The 16,982-nt window shown below is 39.4% G+C and carries 14 protein-coding genes; 2 read left to right on the top strand and 12 right to left on the bottom strand.

Features of this window, described 5'->3' with window-relative positions; translation table 11 throughout:
* Nucleotides 1-21: 21 nt before the first annotated feature.
* The 6 genes from RCG17_RS23820 to RCG17_RS23795 all read right to left on the bottom strand — a co-directional run bounded on the left by RCG17_RS23820 (nt 22) and on the right by RCG17_RS23795 (nt 7,421).
* Nucleotides 22-1,512 (bottom strand): aldehyde dehydrogenase family protein, encoded by a 1,491-nt coding sequence (locus tag RCG17_RS23820; protein WP_308172505.1) that lies wholly within the window; start codon nt 1,510-1,512, stop codon nt 22-24.
* A gap of 201 nt (nt 1,513-1,713) precedes the next feature.
* A complete protein-coding gene (locus tag RCG17_RS23815; RefSeq protein ID WP_308172504.1) occupies nt 1,714-3,849 on the bottom strand; it encodes a sigma 54-interacting transcriptional regulator in 2,136 nt (711 codons plus the stop codon).
* Between the two features lie 143 nt (nt 3,850-3,992).
* The gene (locus tag RCG17_RS23810) at nt 3,993-4,241 is read right to left on the bottom strand and encodes a biotin/lipoyl-containing protein (RefSeq protein WP_308172503.1); all 249 of its coding nucleotides are present in this window, start codon (nt 4,239-4,241) and stop codon (nt 3,993-3,995) included.
* Nucleotides 4,242-4,259: 18 nt separating this feature from the next.
* Nucleotides 4,260-4,553 (bottom strand): SAV0927 family protein, encoded by a 294-nt coding sequence (locus RCG17_RS23805; RefSeq protein WP_308172502.1) that lies wholly within the window; start codon nt 4,551-4,553, stop codon nt 4,260-4,262.
* Between the two features lie 21 nt (nt 4,554-4,574).
* Nucleotides 4,575-5,864, bottom strand: a complete 1,290-nt coding sequence (locus RCG17_RS23800) for a Glu/Leu/Phe/Val family dehydrogenase (protein WP_308172501.1) — start codon at nt 5,862-5,864, stop codon at nt 4,575-4,577.
* Between the two features lie 204 nt (nt 5,865-6,068).
* Nucleotides 6,069-7,421, bottom strand: coding sequence for an APC family permease (locus RCG17_RS23795; protein WP_308172500.1), 1,353 nt, complete (start codon nt 7,419-7,421; stop codon nt 6,069-6,071).
* 671 nt (nt 7,422-8,092) lie between these two features.
* Between RCG17_RS23795 and RCG17_RS23790 the strand changes: the two genes are divergently transcribed.
* Nucleotides 8,093-9,631 carry an APC family permease gene (locus RCG17_RS23790; RefSeq protein WP_308172499.1) on the top strand — a complete coding sequence of 513 codons (1,539 nt, stop codon included), beginning with the start codon at nt 8,093-8,095 and terminating at the stop codon, nt 9,629-9,631.
* Nucleotides 9,632-9,900: 269 nt separating this feature from the next.
* On the opposite strand, the gene RCG17_RS23785 is transcribed toward RCG17_RS23790, so the two are convergent.
* The 3 genes from RCG17_RS23785 to RCG17_RS23775 form a co-directional block, all read right to left on the bottom strand.
* The gene (locus RCG17_RS23785; RefSeq protein ID WP_308172498.1) at nt 9,901-10,404 is read right to left on the bottom strand and encodes a hypothetical protein; all 504 of its coding nucleotides are present in this window, start codon (nt 10,402-10,404) and stop codon (nt 9,901-9,903) included.
* Nucleotides 10,401-10,874, bottom strand: a complete 474-nt coding sequence (locus RCG17_RS23780; protein ID WP_308172497.1) for a hypothetical protein — start codon at nt 10,872-10,874, stop codon at nt 10,401-10,403. The genes RCG17_RS23785 and RCG17_RS23780 overlap by 4 nt, the downstream gene beginning before the upstream one ends.
* 280 nt (nt 10,875-11,154) lie before the next feature.
* On the bottom strand, nt 11,155-11,763 hold the full coding sequence (locus RCG17_RS23775; RefSeq protein WP_308172496.1) for an FMN-binding negative transcriptional regulator: 609 nt from the start codon (nt 11,761-11,763) through the stop codon (nt 11,155-11,157).
* A gap of 219 nt (nt 11,764-11,982) precedes the next feature.
* On the opposite strand from RCG17_RS23775, the gene RCG17_RS23770 reads away from it, so the two are divergent.
* Nucleotides 11,983-13,413, top strand: coding sequence for a sigma-54 interaction domain-containing protein (locus RCG17_RS23770; protein WP_308172495.1), 1,431 nt, complete (start codon nt 11,983-11,985; stop codon nt 13,411-13,413).
* Between the two features lie 103 nt (nt 13,414-13,516).
* Here RCG17_RS23770 and RCG17_RS23765 read toward each other — a convergent pair whose 3' ends face one another.
* From RCG17_RS23765 to RCG17_RS23755, 3 genes are read right to left on the bottom strand one after another with little or no spacing between them, the layout of a single operon-like run.
* Nucleotides 13,517-14,806 (bottom strand): ArgE/DapE family deacylase, encoded by a 1,290-nt coding sequence (locus RCG17_RS23765; protein ID WP_308172494.1) that lies wholly within the window; start codon nt 14,804-14,806, stop codon nt 13,517-13,519.
* Nucleotides 14,807-14,849: 43 nt separating this feature from the next.
* Nucleotides 14,850-16,079: a Zn-dependent hydrolase gene (locus RCG17_RS23760; RefSeq protein ID WP_308172493.1), complete on the bottom strand. Its 1,230-nt coding sequence runs from the start codon at nt 16,077-16,079 to the stop codon at nt 14,850-14,852.
* Nucleotides 16,080-16,096: 17 nt separating this feature from the next.
* Nucleotides 16,097-16,948, bottom strand: a complete 852-nt coding sequence (locus RCG17_RS23755) for a carbon-nitrogen hydrolase family protein (protein ID WP_308172492.1) — start codon at nt 16,946-16,948, stop codon at nt 16,097-16,099.
* Nucleotides 16,949-16,982: the final 34 nt, after the last annotated feature.

Genomic DNA, 16,982 nt, shown 5'->3' with positions numbered 1-16,982 from the left:
CTCCTTTTTATTTACTATTTTTTAATTTGAAAACCAGCCAGTTGGCTCTACCTGTAAATTGATATTAATCTGTTTAATTTCCTGGAATTCCTCCAAGCCAAATGTTCCAAGGCTGCGGCCAATACCACTTTGCTTATAACCGCCCCACGGTGCTTCATTATAGGTTGGATGATACGAGTTCACCCAGGTAATCCCGGCGCGAAGCTTTTTAATAAAACGCAAACCTTTGGCACCATCCTTTGTGAATACGCCGCCGGCCAGCCCGTAAAGTGTACCATTGGCAAGTTTCACAGCTTCTTCTTCATCCTTAAACTTCTGGATGCAGACAACAGGGCCAAAAATTTCTTCCTGGACGATTCTCATATCCTGCTTCACATCGACAAACACAGTTGGTTCAACAAAGTATCCTTTATCCAGACCATCCTTGACAATGCGGCTACCGCCGCAGGCAATAGTAGCCCCCTCCTGCTTCCCGAGATCAATATAATAAAGAACTTTTTCCAAATGCTGCTGGCTTACAAGCGGCCCCATTTCGGTGGCCGGGTCATTGCCCGGTCCTACTTTGATTTGCTTGGCTCTTTCAACGAAGCGGGTGACAAATTGATCATACATGCCTTCTTCTACAAGAATTCTTGAACCAGCGGAACAAACCTGGCCGGAACCGGCGTAGATGCCAAACAAGGCATAATCAACAGCGGTTTCAAAATCGGCATCAGCAAAAATAATATTCGGTGATTTGCCGCCCAATTCCAGCGATACCTTTTTCATAGTATCAGCCGCAGTTTTCATAATGTGCTTGCCTGTTTTCGTTCCGCCTGTAAATGACACCATATCCACTTCCGGATGTGAGGCAATTTCGTTACCAACAACTGGACCTGCTCCCATGACCATATTGGCAGCGCCTTTTGGCAAGCCCACTTCTTCAAAAATTTCAAACAGTTTCTTCGGAGTAACAGGCGTTACCTCGGATGGCTTGAAGACGACTGTGTTCCCAGCGGCGAGTGCAGGCGCCAGCTTCCAGACGCTCATTAACAGAGGGAAGTTCCAAGGCACAATCAGGCCGCAGACACCCACCGGTTCCCGGACGACCATGGCCTGCATCGGGTCGGCTACATGATAGGTTTGACCATCCGGCTTGGTAATCAATCCTGCATAATAGCGGAAACACGCAGCCGCATCGGCTACATCAAAGCCTGCTTCCCTGAGTGACTTTCCGTTGTCCATTGTTTCAAGCTCTGTTAATTCATCCGCATATTTATCAATTTTGTCGGCAATTTTCAATAAATAGGAGGCTCGTTCTTGTGCGGAAAGACCGGACCATACACCACCTTCAAATGCTTTGCGTGCTGCATAGATTGCTGCCCGGGCATCTGCTACTGTACCTTCCGGGGCATAAGCAATCACTTCCCCATTTGCTGGATTCACAACGGGGCGTGTTGCCTGATCTTCCGCATCGCGCCACTCTCCATCAATATACATTTTAAGGTCAGTTACTTTTTGTTTGACTACCATTATCCATTCCCTCCTTTGAAATACCTCATTTAGTAATGATGCAAGAAGCGTGCCAAAAATATATCCTTGTAAACTACGATGTTTCCATTTGTTTTTCCGAAAAAGCTATGCCATCTTGCATAAACCTATCTCTGCATGCATAGGGCTGCTCCAATACAAAAAAGCTGTTCCAGATAACAGTTCATCTGGAACAGCTTTTTATTAATAGGAGGATAAGTTTTCGACTTTCAGGTTTTTCTCGTTTTGGATTTTTTGATATTTCCTGCTGACGGAGGATTGGCTGATTCCTAAGGCCTTAGCCGCCTTTGTTGTCGTTTTATATTGGTTCATGGCCATAACGATCAGCTGTTCTTCCACATAATCGATGGCATCCTGCAACGGCATCACACGGGTCACAACCGGCCGCATCTTTTTAAGTTCATATCCCATGGATAAAAATTGGCTGACAAATTCGGCGTCAATCGCCGAGTGATCGGAAGACACTACCAATCTCTCAATGATATTTTGCAGTTCTCTAACATTACCCGGCCATGAATAAAATTCAAGGACATTTACAGCATCGGGGGTTAGATGATAATTGCGTTCATATTTTTCATTCAGCTGCTGCAGGAAGTGAAATGCCAATAGTGAAATGTCTTCTATCCGTTCCCGTAGTGGCGGAATGCGAATCGGAATCACATTTAAGCGATAAAATAAATCCTCACGGAACGATCCTTCCCCAACCATCTTGGCCAAATTTTTATTTGTGGCGGCGATAATTTGCACATTCACTTTAATAGGAGTTGTGCTGCCGACAGGAATAACCTCCTGCTCCTGGAGAACTCTTAAAAGCTTTACCTGCAAATGCATCGGCATCTCACCAATTTCATCCAGGAATAAAATCCCGCCATCCGCTTGTTTGAAATAACCATCTTTGCCATTTTTATCGGCACCGGTAAACGAACCCTTCGCGTAGCCAAACAATTCACTTTCCAGCAAACTTTCAGGGATGGCACCGCAATTTAATTTCAAGAATGGCTGTTGTGAGCGTTTTCCTAATTGATGAATGGCCTGAGCAATCACTTCCTTCCCTACCCCGGACTCTCCGTTAAGTAAGACGGTGGATGAAAAATCGGCAATTTTCTGGACCTGATTCATAATCTTTTCCATCTTCGGGCTGCAGTAAATCAATTTTTTTATAAAAGCGTCCTTACTTCTAAAGTCATCCAATTCTTTCTTATATTGCTCCGATATTTTCCTTGCTTCCTGCAACTCTGTCTTCAAACGTGTTGTCTCGGTTATGTCACGCGAGGCGATAATAATCCGTTCCAGTTGGTTTTCTTCATTAAAGATGGGATTACCGACAGCCAGGATCTTTCTTCCCGTTCTTGTTTCCTGGACAACAGACACCTTTTTCTTTTTTTCAATCACCTGCCTTGTAACAGACGGCGTAAACAAGCCTTGGTCCTCAAGCTCCAAAATATTTTTGCCAATCAGTTCTTTTAAATCAATCTGCCAAAAATCCTGAATAATGTTTTCACTAAAACGAAGCAATTCTCCCTTGGCACTGACCACGAGAATTTCATCATAGATGCTGGACAATATCGCATTCAAGTCGTTATTTAGGTCTTTAATATATTCAATTTCCAAGGCCATTTCTTCTACCATTGGCAAGTCCTGGACAACAATAATAATTCCTTCCACTTGATCATCAAGACTACGGATAGGACTATAATCCACAAGCACCCCCATCCCATTCTTAAATTCCAAATGATTGAGAATGGTCTTGCCATTCGCAAATACGTTTTGAATATGCTCGCCGCTAAATATACTTTCGCCAGGGAAATTCAGCACTTTATCCGTGCTGGATTTAATCATTTTTAGTCCTGCTTCATTGCAATTGATAATCTTTTTTTCTTTATCAATAACAAATATCCCCATCGGTATCGAGGAGAGAAGAATCCGAAGTAAATCAACACTTTTATTTCCCTGTATAAAAAGTTCTGCGAGGACATCTTCCCTAAGAAGATATCCAGAAGGCCTGCCATCCTCCCCAGTGATGATGGCGAATGGTCCGCCAATAATCTGGAATAGAATCGGCAGAGAGATATGCTCGGTTAAAAAACAGATGCTCTCGATTGAATGGGCATGCTGAATTAAAAAATCCCTAGAATAGTCATTCTGTTCCAGTTTTTCGATTAAGGAGTTATTTATTTGTACATAGGCAAATAATTGATCTTCCTTTTTAAGGAATAGAATGGGTTCCTTGAAATTGTTCAATATTGGCCTTAAAGCTTCTTCTGCCTCGATCGTGACGGAAATGATCGGCTTAACTTTTTCTTTAGTTACGGAAAACATAACTATCCCCCTTTTCGTATCAATTTTATACTACCACTTTATTCTGAATTTTTTAAATATAATTCACTTAAAAAAGAAGATGCTGCTTGAGGCAGATCATCTTCTTTTCTTCATTTCCCTTATTCATTGCGATACATTTCCCATTAATCGCTTCCCGTGTTAAACAAATCTTCCTTAACATAGGCCAAAACCATGCCGGGAATGACGTTATCCCCTTCCTGCACTTCTAAGGATTCTATTTTCCCGCTGACATCGGTTTGGACGATTTCAACCGCCCCCGCATCCGATTTGATCGTAAGTAGTTCTTCCCACTCATAAATCCGATCGGCATTATTGACGGCAATTTTTTCTATCTTTCCGAAGCACGGGCTTAGAATTACACCAAAAAACATGAGCAACACTCCTCCAGATTATTCATATTCTTCATGAAACGGCCGCGTTTGCAGTACAAGACGGAAGAACTCTTGTAATTCCGAAATATCTTCGGTTTCGATTCCCAATTTGTCAGCCCAATGAATTTCCAAATCGATATCATCCTGGCAAAGCAGCACCATTTGTCCTGACTGCAGCGAAGTGACCATTGCTTTTCCGAAAAAATACTCTGAATACCCAATGGTAAAATCGTAACGGTGATGATCAGAAATAAGACAAAAATAATGCAACAGCTGCTGTTCTTTTTGTTCAGATAAAATATCAAGCTTCATTTAAATTCCTCCTCATCATCATTAATATTTCAACCAGCCTCGCAATCTTGAAGTTTCTGCCAGTTTTTGAATTCCCATAATATAAGCAGCTATTTTCATATTTACTCCATATTTTTTTGCGGTTGTATATACATTGGAGAAGCTTGAAGCCATTTTTTCTTTTAAGCGGGCATCAACCTCCTCTTCTGTCCAATAATATCCTTGATTGTTTTGGCACCATTCAAAATAAGAGACCACTACGCCTCCGGCATTGGCAAGGATGTCGGGGACAAGGAGGATTTTACGTTCAGCCAATAAGTTGATAGCCTCTTTAGTCGTCGGTCCATTGGCTGCTTCAATCACGATCTGACAGTTGATTTTCGCCGCATTATGTTTATTGATCACACCAGAAATCGCTGCCGGAATTAAAATGTCGCATTCTTTTTCCAATAATTCGCTGTTGGAAATGGCATTTTGGAAACGGTTTGAGATGATTCCGAATGAATCCCTGCTTTCCATAAGATAGGGGACGTCCAGGCCATTTTCATCATAGAGGCCGCCAAGCACATCGCTAATTCCAATAACCTTCGCTCCCAGCTCATACAGATACTGCGCCAGGTAGCTGCCGACATTCCCGAATCCCTGAATAATGACTCGTGTATCTTTTAGCGGCAATTTTCGCTGTTCACACACCATTTGCAGCGTATATAATACGCCTTTGGATGTTGCTGTTTCCCTGCCCTTTGAACCTCCAAGAGCAACCGGTTTACCTGTGATAAAACTTGGAGAGTCAAATTCGCGGATATGATCATATTCATCAAGCATCCACGCCATAATTTGCGAATTCGTGTACATATCCGGTGCCGGTATATCCTTTGTTGGGCCGACAATTTGGCTGACCGCTCTGACATATCCGCGGCTTAATCGTTCCAATTCATCAAAACTCATTTTTCTTGGATCGCAGATAATCCCGCCTTTTGCTCCCCCATAGGGCAGTTCGGTGATGCCACACTTGAGGCTCATCCAGCCCGCCAACGCTTTTACTTCTTCCGGCGTGACATCAGGGTGGAAACGGATGCCTCCTTTCGTCGGACCTGCTGCATCATTATGCTGAGCACGGTAGCCTTCGAAAATTTCCACTTGTCCATTATCCATTTTTACTGGAATACTCACTTCCAAAAAACGCATTGGTTTCTTTAAAAATTCATACACCTGTGAAGGATAGTTCATAATCTCAACGGCTTCCTTCAATGTTTCCTGAAACTCAGCCAAGGAATTATCCTTTTCCAGCTGCACCTCATCCTTTTTCTGATTGATTGAATGAATGGACATTTTACAAAACACCTCATTTTTCTAATGTTATGAATACAAATTGCAAGTTCCGTGCCAACTAAAAAACAGCTGATTCTAATTGGTTTCTCGTTTTAAAAAAGATCCATCTTATGAAAAAATGACTCTATTATGCTATTTTGCATAATAGGCTCTCCACAAAAGAAAAAAGGAAGTGCCCCCCTTAAAAGGCCCTTCCTACTCCCTTTATAATGCAGATGGTTGTTCTTTATCGTCAAAATCAATATCCGCAGTTTTGATTTTAAAGAATTTGATTTGGACTAGCAGATATGCCAGTCCAATAACCGCCCAAATGATTCCTCCTATAAGGGCATCTTTTTGCAGGTTGGACCAGAGAATTCCTGTTGATCCTGCCCCTAGTAACGGCATAATCAGGTAGGAGAAAATATCTTTTGCCGTTTTAAATCGTTTATGACGAAATACAAAATGAGCAATAACAGATAAATTTACGAATGTGAAAGCAATCAGCGCTCCAAAGTTAATAAAGGACGAAACTAGCTCGAGGCTTGGTGTAATGGCCAGAAGTGAGATAACCCCAACAAGAATAACATTGAAAGCAGGTGTCTGGAATTTTGGATGGACATAGCCGAACAGCTTTTTTGGAAGGACACCGTTTCGCCCCATAACATACAAAAGCCGTGATACGCTTGAATGAGATGCGAGCCCGGAAGCAATGGTTGCCGCTAAGGCACCAGAAATGAAAATCAGTTTAAAGATGGCTCCGCCTACATACAAGCCGATCTCAGGCAGGGTATCATCCGTGTTTTTAAAATGAGAAACGTCTGGAAATAATGCTTGAGCGAAATAACCCGCAACAAAAAATATCGCTCCACCAATAAAAACAGTAAGCATAATCGCTTTTGTCATTATTTTTTTATCAATTGCTTCCTCCGCATACATCGTAACAGCATCAAAACCAATAAATGAAAAGCAAACGACGGTTGCTCCTGTCAAAATAGCACCAAAATGGATGTTAGAATGAAAAATTGGTGCCGCGGTTAGAAGGGTTCCCCTCCCCATACCATGCGAAAACTGAACAAAGGCGAGAACAATAAAGGCGGCTATTAACACAAATTCAAAAATGACAAGTAAGGAATTTAAATTAGAGGTTTTGCCCATACTCCAAACATTTAAGCCCGTGACGACCGCAACATAACTGACAACCCAGACCCACGCAGGGACTTGCGGAAATATTGATACCATATAAATTCGAATGATTAATGCATTTACCATCGGCAACAGGATATAATCTAGTAACGCTGACCATCCAACCAGGAATCCAAGATAGGGATTCATGGTCTCCCTGGTGTAGGTATAAGCTGACCCGGCACTTGGAAAAACTGATACCATTTTTCCATAGCTAATCGCAGTAAACAGCATAACAATTAAAGCAGTAACATAGGCAAGCGGGACAACCCCGTTTGTTTCATTTGATACAATTCCAAACGTATCGAACACAATCGTAGGCGTCATATAACCTAATCCCAACCCGACAATCGCCCACAGGCCTAGTGAGCGCTTAAGAGAAGTATTCTCCATGTATCAACTCTCCTTATATATAGAAACTTTTTATTGACAAATTACTTGGAAGCGTTTCCAAGTAATCATTTAAGTCGCTCTTGTCCTCCTTTCATTTTAACTAATTTTTTATATTTTGAATATTTGCAATTTTCGTGCCAATATTTTAAATGAAGTTGTTTTGTAAAATGCGGTGTTTAAGCAGATTGTTGATTTTTGCCTCCTGCTGATGAATGTAGAGGGCACTTGACTACTGCGGGAGTACGGGGTATGGGAATCTAAATCCCAAGGATGCTTCACGTCACGCCCGTGAAAGCAAATGCCTGGAGCGGTTGATCTTCCAAAATCGTAAAAAAAAGGTATTTTAAATGATTATAAAATCAAATCTTTATACCATCTTGCATAAGCTAATCAATTCTGAATAAGAGGCATAAATCTAATTTATGGCTTTTACACATCCCTTCCGGAAGAAGACTGCCGCCAAAATGCTCCTGTCGTACAAAAATCAGGCTTTACATTCGGGGATAATGGATATTTCTTTTCAGCAAAAAGTGCCAGGCACGAGTGACAGACATGCAAACTTGAATAAATACAGGTGTTATATTAGTTTATTTTACTGAATATTCACCATTTTTAAAACGGCATGATAATTGCAAGTAAGATAATAACTTTTATTTAAGGAGGTTAAACAAATGCAAGAAAATCCGAACAAAAAAACGAGCAGAACTGGATCCCAGCATCATGATAGTGATGCTGCACATCTTGCAACACTTGGATACAAATCCGAATTTCGCCGCGACATGAGTCCGTGGGCAAACTTTTCCCTTGGGTTTACCTATCTTTCTCCAGTGGTTGGTGTGTACACAGTATTTGCCTACGCACTTGCACAAGGAGGTCCTCCGATGATTTGGAGCCTTCTCATCACTGGACTCGGACAATTACTGGTCGCACTCGTCTTTAGTGAAATTGTTGCACAATACCCTGTTGCAGGAGGAATTTATCCTTGGGCGCGAAGATTATGGGGGCGGAAGTATGCGTGGATGACTGGCTGGGTTTATTTAATTGCTTTGTTTGTAACAATCGCCAGTGTTGTATATGGAGCCGGACCTTTTCTGGCACAAATTTTGGGTTTTCAAGCATCAGTGGACTCGACGATTATTTGTGCAATACTCATTTTGGTACTGGCGACCATCATCAACTTTCTTGGCACAAAAGTTCTCGCCGCTGCAGCCGTTATTGGTTTTACTGCCGAGATTATCGGGGCGCTTGCCGTTGGTTCTTGGCTTCTTCTCACCCAAAGGCATCACAATCTTGGTGTCCTCTTTCATTCTTTTGGTGCGCAAGGCAGTCATAGCTACTTATATGCATTTGCTGCAGCCGGTTTAATTGGAACTTTTCTATATTTTGGGTTCGAAGCTTGTGGTGATGTTGCGGAAGAAGTACCGAATCCAGGTGCTCTAATCCCTAAAGCAATGCGCCGAACGATTTACATTGGCGGTGCTGCAGCAATGTTTGTTTGCCTTGCCTTAGTACTTTCCGTTGCTGATATCCCTGCAGTGATTTCCGGGAAGGACGTAACACCAGTTGATACATTGTTAAACGCAGCTTTTGGTCCTGTTGGTGCAAAAATCGTACTGGGTATTGTATTGATTTCTTTCCTTTCATGTACGATAAGTTTACAGGCGGCAGCCAGCAGACTTTCCTATTCGTATGGGCGTGATGATATGATAATCGGAAGCCGATTGCTAAAGAAGTTTTCGGCTGCCCGCCACATCCCTCCACATTCGTTGCTACTTTCAGCCATTGTTCCAGCCATCATTGTTCTTGGTTCAAAAGTGTCTACAGATGCGCTCACAAAGATCGTCAGTTTTGCGTCGCTTGGAATCTATGTTGGATTCCAAATGGTGGTCCTTGCAGCACTTCGGGCCAGACTGAAAGGCTGGAGACCAAGCGGTAAATACCAATTGGGCAAGTGGGGACTTCCAGTCAATATTGGTGCTCTTGTTTACGGAATCATCGCAATGATTGACATGTGTTGGCCAAGAACGCCGAATGCCGCTTGGTATGATAACTATATCGTGCTCGTTTCAGGAGCTGTTGTGGTTGCGGTTGGATTACTATATATGATGATTCATCGCAGCTACGGACATAGCAATATGCCGTACAATGATGCGATCCCGAAAAAACATGACTCTCATCAAAGTGTGCATGCTTTGAATACTCGTGATTGATTACGGCCACAAGATTTTACCACCCTTGCCATCTTTTTTACCAAGGTACGCCAAGGGATTTACCACACATCGCCAATATATTTACCAATGGATTAAAAGTTCAACAGGATAATAAGAAGCCAAAATATGCATTTGAGTGAATAAAATAATGCTTACTTTGGCTTCAGTGAGATTTAAGGTTGTTTTACTAACGCACCCGTTTGTTTAAGTGTAATTTTTCACAATCTTAGAGATAAAAATTAAAGCTCCCTTTGTTGATAAGTTTTTCATTAGGTAGGTTGGATTCGGGTCCTCTCCCTCTTTTTTATCCATTCATAGTAAAGACCCGTTGTTGTTTGAACCACTAAGAATACCGCAACAGAATAGGGGAGTTTGTACCCGTTTTGGTATTGTGTTACTCCCATCCATGTAGATACTTTTTCCATAAAAAGTCCGACTATCATCCACCCAAAAACATAAAAAACAAAGCTTTTTTTGTTAATGTTAAACCTTTCATAAAAATAAACAAAATAATAACCAAACGTGGCAAATAAAAAATATGTTAGGACATCTGTTAATTCATACCGATTTGAATCATTTACTTTATAAAAATCAAGCAAACCTCCACCAATTGTAAAATCAAATAAAGTTGAGCTGGCAAATCCCCATACTAGAAATAAGAGTGTAATATTAAGGGGGAGCTTTTTTGGCAGAGAAATTAAAGCGGAATAAGAGATTATTAACATCAATATGATATAGATTTCATTTTTATCGTAATGTTCCCAGAGTATCATGAATATCCCACCTTATTTTTATTTACTTTTTTAAATAATCTATAGGAATAATAAGCAATTAGTTGAAGAATTAAATAAAAAATTCCATCGTAGAACAAATTCCACTTTATGTAGTTAGTGATATTAAAATAGGTGGAAAGAACGCTCAAACCAAGCATAATGATTAAACTTGTAAAGATGATTAAAACTTTCTTGGTCAAAGTTTTACTTTTCAAAAGAATATTCAATTGCAATAATAACAATAGCGGCAATATTATACTTCTGTTTAATATATATGCCGTGTAATCGATCCCACCTTTGGTTAGATTAATCATCTTCATCTCTTCTGTGTTAATCCAAGAAACATTTATAATGACAATAAATGAAATTAAGAAGATCCAAGTATTTTCCACAATGCTCAATTCCTTACGTATCATAAAAAATATTCCAATAATAAGCCAAGTAAGAAAGAAAAAAATCGAAAATCCCATTTAAACCCTCCTTATTTTTTTGTTTTTATTATTGGTTTTTTTAAAAATAAAATTCCAATTAAGTAAGAAGTGAAACTATAAACAAATGTTTGGAAGGGGATTAATAAGGTAGAACATAGGGACGGTTCGAGACCACTGAAAAACGAATCCTAAAAAATAGTGCCTGACACCAATGAAAGACAAATGTGAAAAAATGTCTTTTTACGGTATCAGGCAATGATTTAATTAACGATTATGCTGTTATATTAGGTTTTTCTCCATAAGATCAGCGATTATGCTGTTACATTAGGTTTTTCTCCATAAGATCAGCGATTTCCTTATTATTTTGGTCTGTAGAATCTTCTAAGCTTTTAATAATTAATTTTTTACGTTCAATTGGATGATTCTGACTTAATTTCATTTTCCCCTCCATTTTCGTAATTTCTATCTTAAAGCCTACAATTCCCCTACTCATACCTTCAATGTAGGTTGGATCAATATCATTTAAATTATAGGAGCTGTTAGGGTCCTCGTATTTACTTACCATATCTTGTAATGAATGGAAGACTTCTTGCTTATTTTCTAAAATCTTTAAATGCCCATAAACATGGATAGCTACATAATTCCAAGTGGGGACTGCTTTATTGGTCTCGTACCACGAAGGAGATATATAGCAATGCGGTCCTTGAAAAGTCACAAGAATTTTCTGGTTCTCTATATCTTTCCATTGCTCGTTTTGCAATGCAAAATGTCCATATAGAAAATCATTCTCCCGGTTCAACGTTAAAGGCAGATGCGTGGCATAAGGCTCCCCATTATGTTGGGAAAATAATGTTGCAAAACTATTTTTTTCAATAACTGCATAGATCATTTCTTTATCATTAATTTTAAAGTATTCAGGGATGTACATATTCATCAACCTTTCTAGTCATTTTTTAAATTTTCCAGCGATTTTTAGGTATATTTGCAATAAAACTAAGGGGATTTTTGATTATATTCATAATATTCTGTATGATTTTAATTGAACCAACTCACTTGAATCGAATTCGCCGCATAGAAACTATTATTATAGATAAAAAGTATATAAACGAATCGAAAGAATTTCATTTTGTAAAGAGGGAGCATAAAGTTGAGAGAATTAATAACATTCCTATATGAAAATCCAAAACTTTTTGTGGATATCCTGGATTCTATTAAAGATGCAATCTATATTTCGGACTCTAATGGAAATACATTATGGTTAAATAAAGCAAGCGAAAGAATGTGCCGATTGCCGAAAGATAAAATAATCGGAAAAAATGTAAAAGATCTTGAAAAACAGGGTATTTATTCCCCGTCAGTTACAAGAATGGCTCTTGAGCTAAACAAAAATGTAAGTACAGTACAGATTGTAAACGAGGGAAGAAAATATATCGCAACTGGTCACTTAGTAAAGGACGAAGAAGGAAAAGTGATTGTGACTGTTGCTCATTCCCGTGATATTACAGAAGCTGTGAAAAACACAACTAAATTGCATGAAACAGAAGGACTGCTAAAAAAATACAGCGAAGAAATTAGAAAACAGAGTACAATCGCTATTAAGCAAAAAAGTTCATACTGGAAAAGAAAAAGTAAAAGCTATGAAAATGCAGAAAAATTAATGCCAAAAATTGCAAATGTCGATACGACTGTAATGATAATTGGTGAAACAGGCACAGGAAAAAGTATGACAGCAGAAAAGATCCATCTGTTAAGCAAGAGAAAAAGCGGCCCTTTTGTACAGATCAACTGCGCTTCATTGCCAGAATCTCTCTTGGAATCAGAATTATTTGGTTATGAAAAAGGTTCATTTACTGGAGCTGCTTCCCAAGGAAAAAGTGGATTAATTCAAGCTGCTGAAAGAGGGACACTCTTCCTTGATGAAATTGGTGAACTTCCATCGTATTTACAAGCAAAATTATTATATTTCGTACAAACGAAACAGTATTTACCAATAGGAGCAAGAAAATACCAACAAGCGGATGTTCGAATTATTACAGCTACAAATCAAAATTTAGATGATATGGTGGCTAAGGGAACGTTCCGATCAGACTTACTGCATAGGCTTAACGTTTTAACTGTCAAATTACCTCCACTCCGTGAAAGTTTAGAAGACATTGAAGAATTGGCTCAGCATTTTTTACATATCTTCAATCAAAAGTATGATGTAAAAAAGACATTTTCCAAGGAAGTGTTGAATGCTTTTTACAAACACTCCTGGCCGGGAAATGTCAGAGAATTAGAAAACCTAATTGAACGTCTCGTCATCTTATCAGATGAACAGATCACAGAAGAGGATCTTAATCAGCATTTGGTCCAACAAAACAGTGGCATTAGTGTATTCCATGCAAAAAATTTTTCGTCAATGACTAATCTGCTTGAGGAAACAGAACAAAATTTGATTGTGGATGCATTAGAAAAATATAAATCGACAAGAAAAGCTGCAAAATTTTTGGGTGTTACCCAATCATTACTGATGAGAAGAGTAAAGAAATATAATATAAGGATTGCTGAAGAAAATGAAACAAAAATGGAAGACTAGTTAAGGAATGTTTTCCTATAATTCATAATTGGGACGTTATTATTATCAATAACAGGCAAATTCACTTTCCAAGATAGCATGAATTTGCCTTTTTGGGGTTACATTAAATTCTTGTTTTACACCAGTCAATGATGAAGGCAGCATAAGCTTTTGTAACTTCTTTTACACTATTTAAATCAACCCACTCATTTGCTCCATGCATGTTTCCACCTTTTGGTCCATAACAGGTACAAGGGATATCATAATATAAATTATAGTATTTTATATCAGTTGTACAGGTAATTGCGGCATATTCTAATTCCTTCCCCGTTACTAGTTTGTGAGCACATTCCAGAGTTTTAAAGATCTCTAAATCTCGATCTAGAGATACCCCTTCCGCATGAAATCCGTAAAAGCTAATTTCCGGCCCCACTTTTTTTAACCATTCGTCCTGCATCGCGGCTTTTAGGATCCATTCCTTTACTTCTTCCTTGGCTTTTTGCGGGTCCACACCAGGGTAAAACCCAACTCTTACTTCGAAGGTGCATTCAGCTGGTACACTTGATGGCCAGTCCCCGGAATGAATTGTACCGATATTAACGTTTAATGGATGAGGATTATTCTTATATTTATCATGTTTTTCTAATTGGTTTAGATAGGATCGATATTCTTGAATTGCGTTAACTAGGATCATCGCTTTTTCGATAGCATTTACAGCCCGATCTGCTCGCTCCGTGTGCGCACCTAACCCTTTTACTTTGACTCTCATCCAAAAGACACCGACTTGAGCATCTAAAGCCGTTTGTCCAAATGGCTCCGGAATAAGGGCACCATCTGCTTTATAGCCCTCCACTAATGTCGCTAGTGCACCATTACCTGTACATTCTTCTTCAATAACCGTTTCAACGAGGACATCTGAACCAAGCTTGATCCCGGTATCCTTTATCGCTTTTAACGCAAAGATCATGGCAGCTACACCAGATTTCATATCCTGTATCCCACGGCCATACATCCTATTCCCCTCAATTACTGAGCCCCAAGGATCATAATCCCATAACTCTACGGGTTCCGGACTTACAACATCAATATGACCTTGAATGATTAGGCTTTTCCCGATCTTCGCTCCTTCTGTTGCTAGTTTACCTACTACATTTGGTCTATCATCATACGGCCATTCAGGTGTCGAATACCCTTTATGCTTAGAAATTTTCTCTAAATCAGGGGTAAAAATATCTACGTCCATACCCATTTCATTTTTTAAGAAATTTCCAATATATTGTTGAATGAGAGCCTCATTTCCCAGAGTACTCTGGTATTTTCCTAGATTACTTAAAAATGAAACTTCATCCTCCCACAGATCATCAACCTTATCAAAAACCGATTTCAGTATCTGTTTTTCTTTTGTTTGTGACAATATTTCCCCTCCTTAGTAAGTAGAATATCTCACAATATACCAATTACTTTTGTGTCAAAGACAAAGTAACATCAAGCAGAATGTTTGCACCATTTATTAGATCCTCATCAAGTGTCAGTTCGTCTTCACAGTGGCTTTTTCCATCAACGCTTGGAACAAAAATCATTCCAGAAGGAACAATATGATTCATATACTTCGCATCATGCGCTGCGCCGCTGATAATTCGCTCACATGAATAATGACGTTCTTTTGCAGCGTCTTCAATGAGGCTAATGATATCTTCAGAGAAATGGCTTGTTTTGATTTCCCACAATTCACTTATGGTAATTCCGAAGTCTTCGCTTGCAGCAAGTGTACTAAGGGTTTCACGGATCACTTCCACCGCTCTATCCCGAATGGAGTCTTCCTCATGGCGCACATCAACCGAAAAGACTACTTCACCGGCCACACAATTAACTGCTCCTGGGGATGCTGAGATCCTGCCAATTGTAACAAGACAATGTGGATCAATTTGGGCAGTGATCTCATGAATTAATGAAATCATTTTACTGGAGAACAATAAAGCATCTTTTCTCATTAATAATGGTGTAGTTCCGGCATGGGCTGAGTGACCGGATATTCTCACCTCAAGCCAAGTCATTCCTTGAATACCCGTTACAGCGCCAATATTTGTCCGATGATTTTCAAGTACAGGACCTTGCTCAATGTGTAATTCTACATAACGGTAGATATCGTTTGCCCGATTTGTTTCTGTCCCTAAATATCCTGTCTTTTCTAATTCCGCACCAAAAGATTTTCCATCCTTATCTTGAACAGAATAAATAAAGTCCCTTGAAAAAATATTAGCAATTCCGCCTGATCCGAGCATAGGGGGCTCAAAGCGGGCACCTTCCTCATTTGTGAAGTTAACAATCTCAATGGGACGTTTTGTTTTTATGTCGTTCTCATTTAATACGCGGATTACCTCAAGTGCTGCTAAAACGCCTAATACACCATCAAATTTCCCGCCGTTCGGTTGAGTATCTAAATGAGAACCAATTAAAACTGCCGAATGATCGCTGTTTATACCTTCTCTTCGGCCATACATATTTCCAAAGTCATCAAATCTTATTTGTAGTCCCTCTTTTTCCATCCACTGTTTGAAAAAATCTCGCATTACCTTGTCCTCATCAGATAAGGCCAATCTGTTTAACCCACCGTTTTGGGTTGCTCCAATGATTGAACTTGCTTTAATAGATTGCAAAAGTCGTTTATGATCTACCGTTAAAGTCAACAAGTGCTCACCTTCTGTTATTCATATTTATTTGTTAATGAGGAATATAGTTCAGGTCTTCTTGATTTAAATAATTTATTCGTGTGATTTCCCGGTTTTCCAGGTTCAGGCGGATAAAAGACATCTTTCTCTTTTGGTTTATTGAAATCCAAATCCGCATAGATGATCATTTCGTCCTGATCATTTGCTTCTTCCAATACTTTTCCATCTACATCATAAATCGTACTACGACCCAAAAATTGATATCCCTGCTCCGCACCCACACGATCGGAAGAAAGAACATAAACATGGTTTTCAGCTGCCCTTGCAGGCAGTAAAATGTCTACCTGTGATGACCCGGTCAATGGTAAATTGGTGATGTGTACTAAAACATCTGCACCTTGCAGGGACAAAATCCTTGCAAACTCGGGAAAGCGCAGATCGTAACAAATTAAAACCCCGAGTTTTCCAAATTCAGTTTCGATTAAGGAATATGGTTGATCGTCTGTTTCGATAAAATTATCAACACCCAATTCCGAAAGATGGGATTTTCTATAAATACCAAGATTACCATTTGGACCAATCACAAGTGCGGAATTATAAAGATGTTCACCATCACCTTCAACTAGGCCAACAACAATGGTACAATTGAATTTTTTTACTTCAGCAATTAATTGTACGTTCCATTCAGCTCCAACAGTAAGGGCATGATTTTGGGCATCTTCTCTGCTTTCAAAGCAATATCCCGTTAAGGAACATTCTGGAAAAACAATGAGATTAACACCATTGTTGCCAGCCTCGTTTACAAACGAAACTGTTTTCTGAAGGTTCTCTTGATTTTCTCTCAGCTTGGGATCCATCTGAACCACTGCCACTTTTACAATTCCCATCTCTTTTCACCCTTTCGAAAACTTTTGTAAAAGA

It is taken from the genome of Neobacillus sp. PS3-12, from assembly GCF_030915385.1.
GTDB lineage: Bacteria > Bacillota > Bacilli > Bacillales > Cytobacillaceae > JAEVLT01.
This window is presented reverse-complemented; position numbering and strand designations above follow the sequence as displayed.

Coding starts and splice junctions, on each gene's coding strand:
- RCG17_RS23820 (WP_308172505.1), bottom strand. CDS start 1,512: ATGGTAGTCAAACAAAAAGTAACTGACCTTAAAATGTATATTGATGGA.
- RCG17_RS23815 (WP_308172504.1), bottom strand. CDS start 3,849: ATGTTTTCCGTAACTAAAGAAAAAGTTAAGCCGATCATTTCCGTCACG.
- RCG17_RS23810 (WP_308172503.1), bottom strand. CDS start 4,241: ATGTTTTTTGGTGTAATTCTAAGCCCGTGCTTCGGAAAGATAGAAAAA.
- RCG17_RS23805 (WP_308172502.1), bottom strand. CDS start 4,553: ATGAAGCTTGATATTTTATCTGAACAAAAAGAACAGCAGCTGTTGCAT.
- RCG17_RS23800 (WP_308172501.1), bottom strand. CDS start 5,864: ATGTCCATTCATTCAATCAATCAGAAAAAGGATGAGGTGCAGCTGGAA.
- RCG17_RS23795 (WP_308172500.1), bottom strand. CDS start 7,421: ATGGAGAATACTTCTCTTAAGCGCTCACTAGGCCTGTGGGCGATTGTC.
- RCG17_RS23790 (WP_308172499.1), top strand. CDS start 8,093: ATGCAAGAAAATCCGAACAAAAAAACGAGCAGAACTGGATCCCAGCAT.
- RCG17_RS23785 (WP_308172498.1), bottom strand. CDS start 10,404: ATGATACTCTGGGAACATTACGATAAAAATGAAATCTATATCATATTG.
- RCG17_RS23780 (WP_308172497.1), bottom strand. CDS start 10,874: ATGGGATTTTCGATTTTTTTCTTTCTTACTTGGCTTATTATTGGAATA.
- RCG17_RS23775 (WP_308172496.1), bottom strand. CDS start 11,763: ATGTACATCCCTGAATACTTTAAAATTAATGATAAAGAAATGATCTAT.
- RCG17_RS23755 (WP_308172492.1), bottom strand. CDS start 16,948: ATGGGAATTGTAAAAGTGGCAGTGGTTCAGATGGATCCCAAGCTGAGA.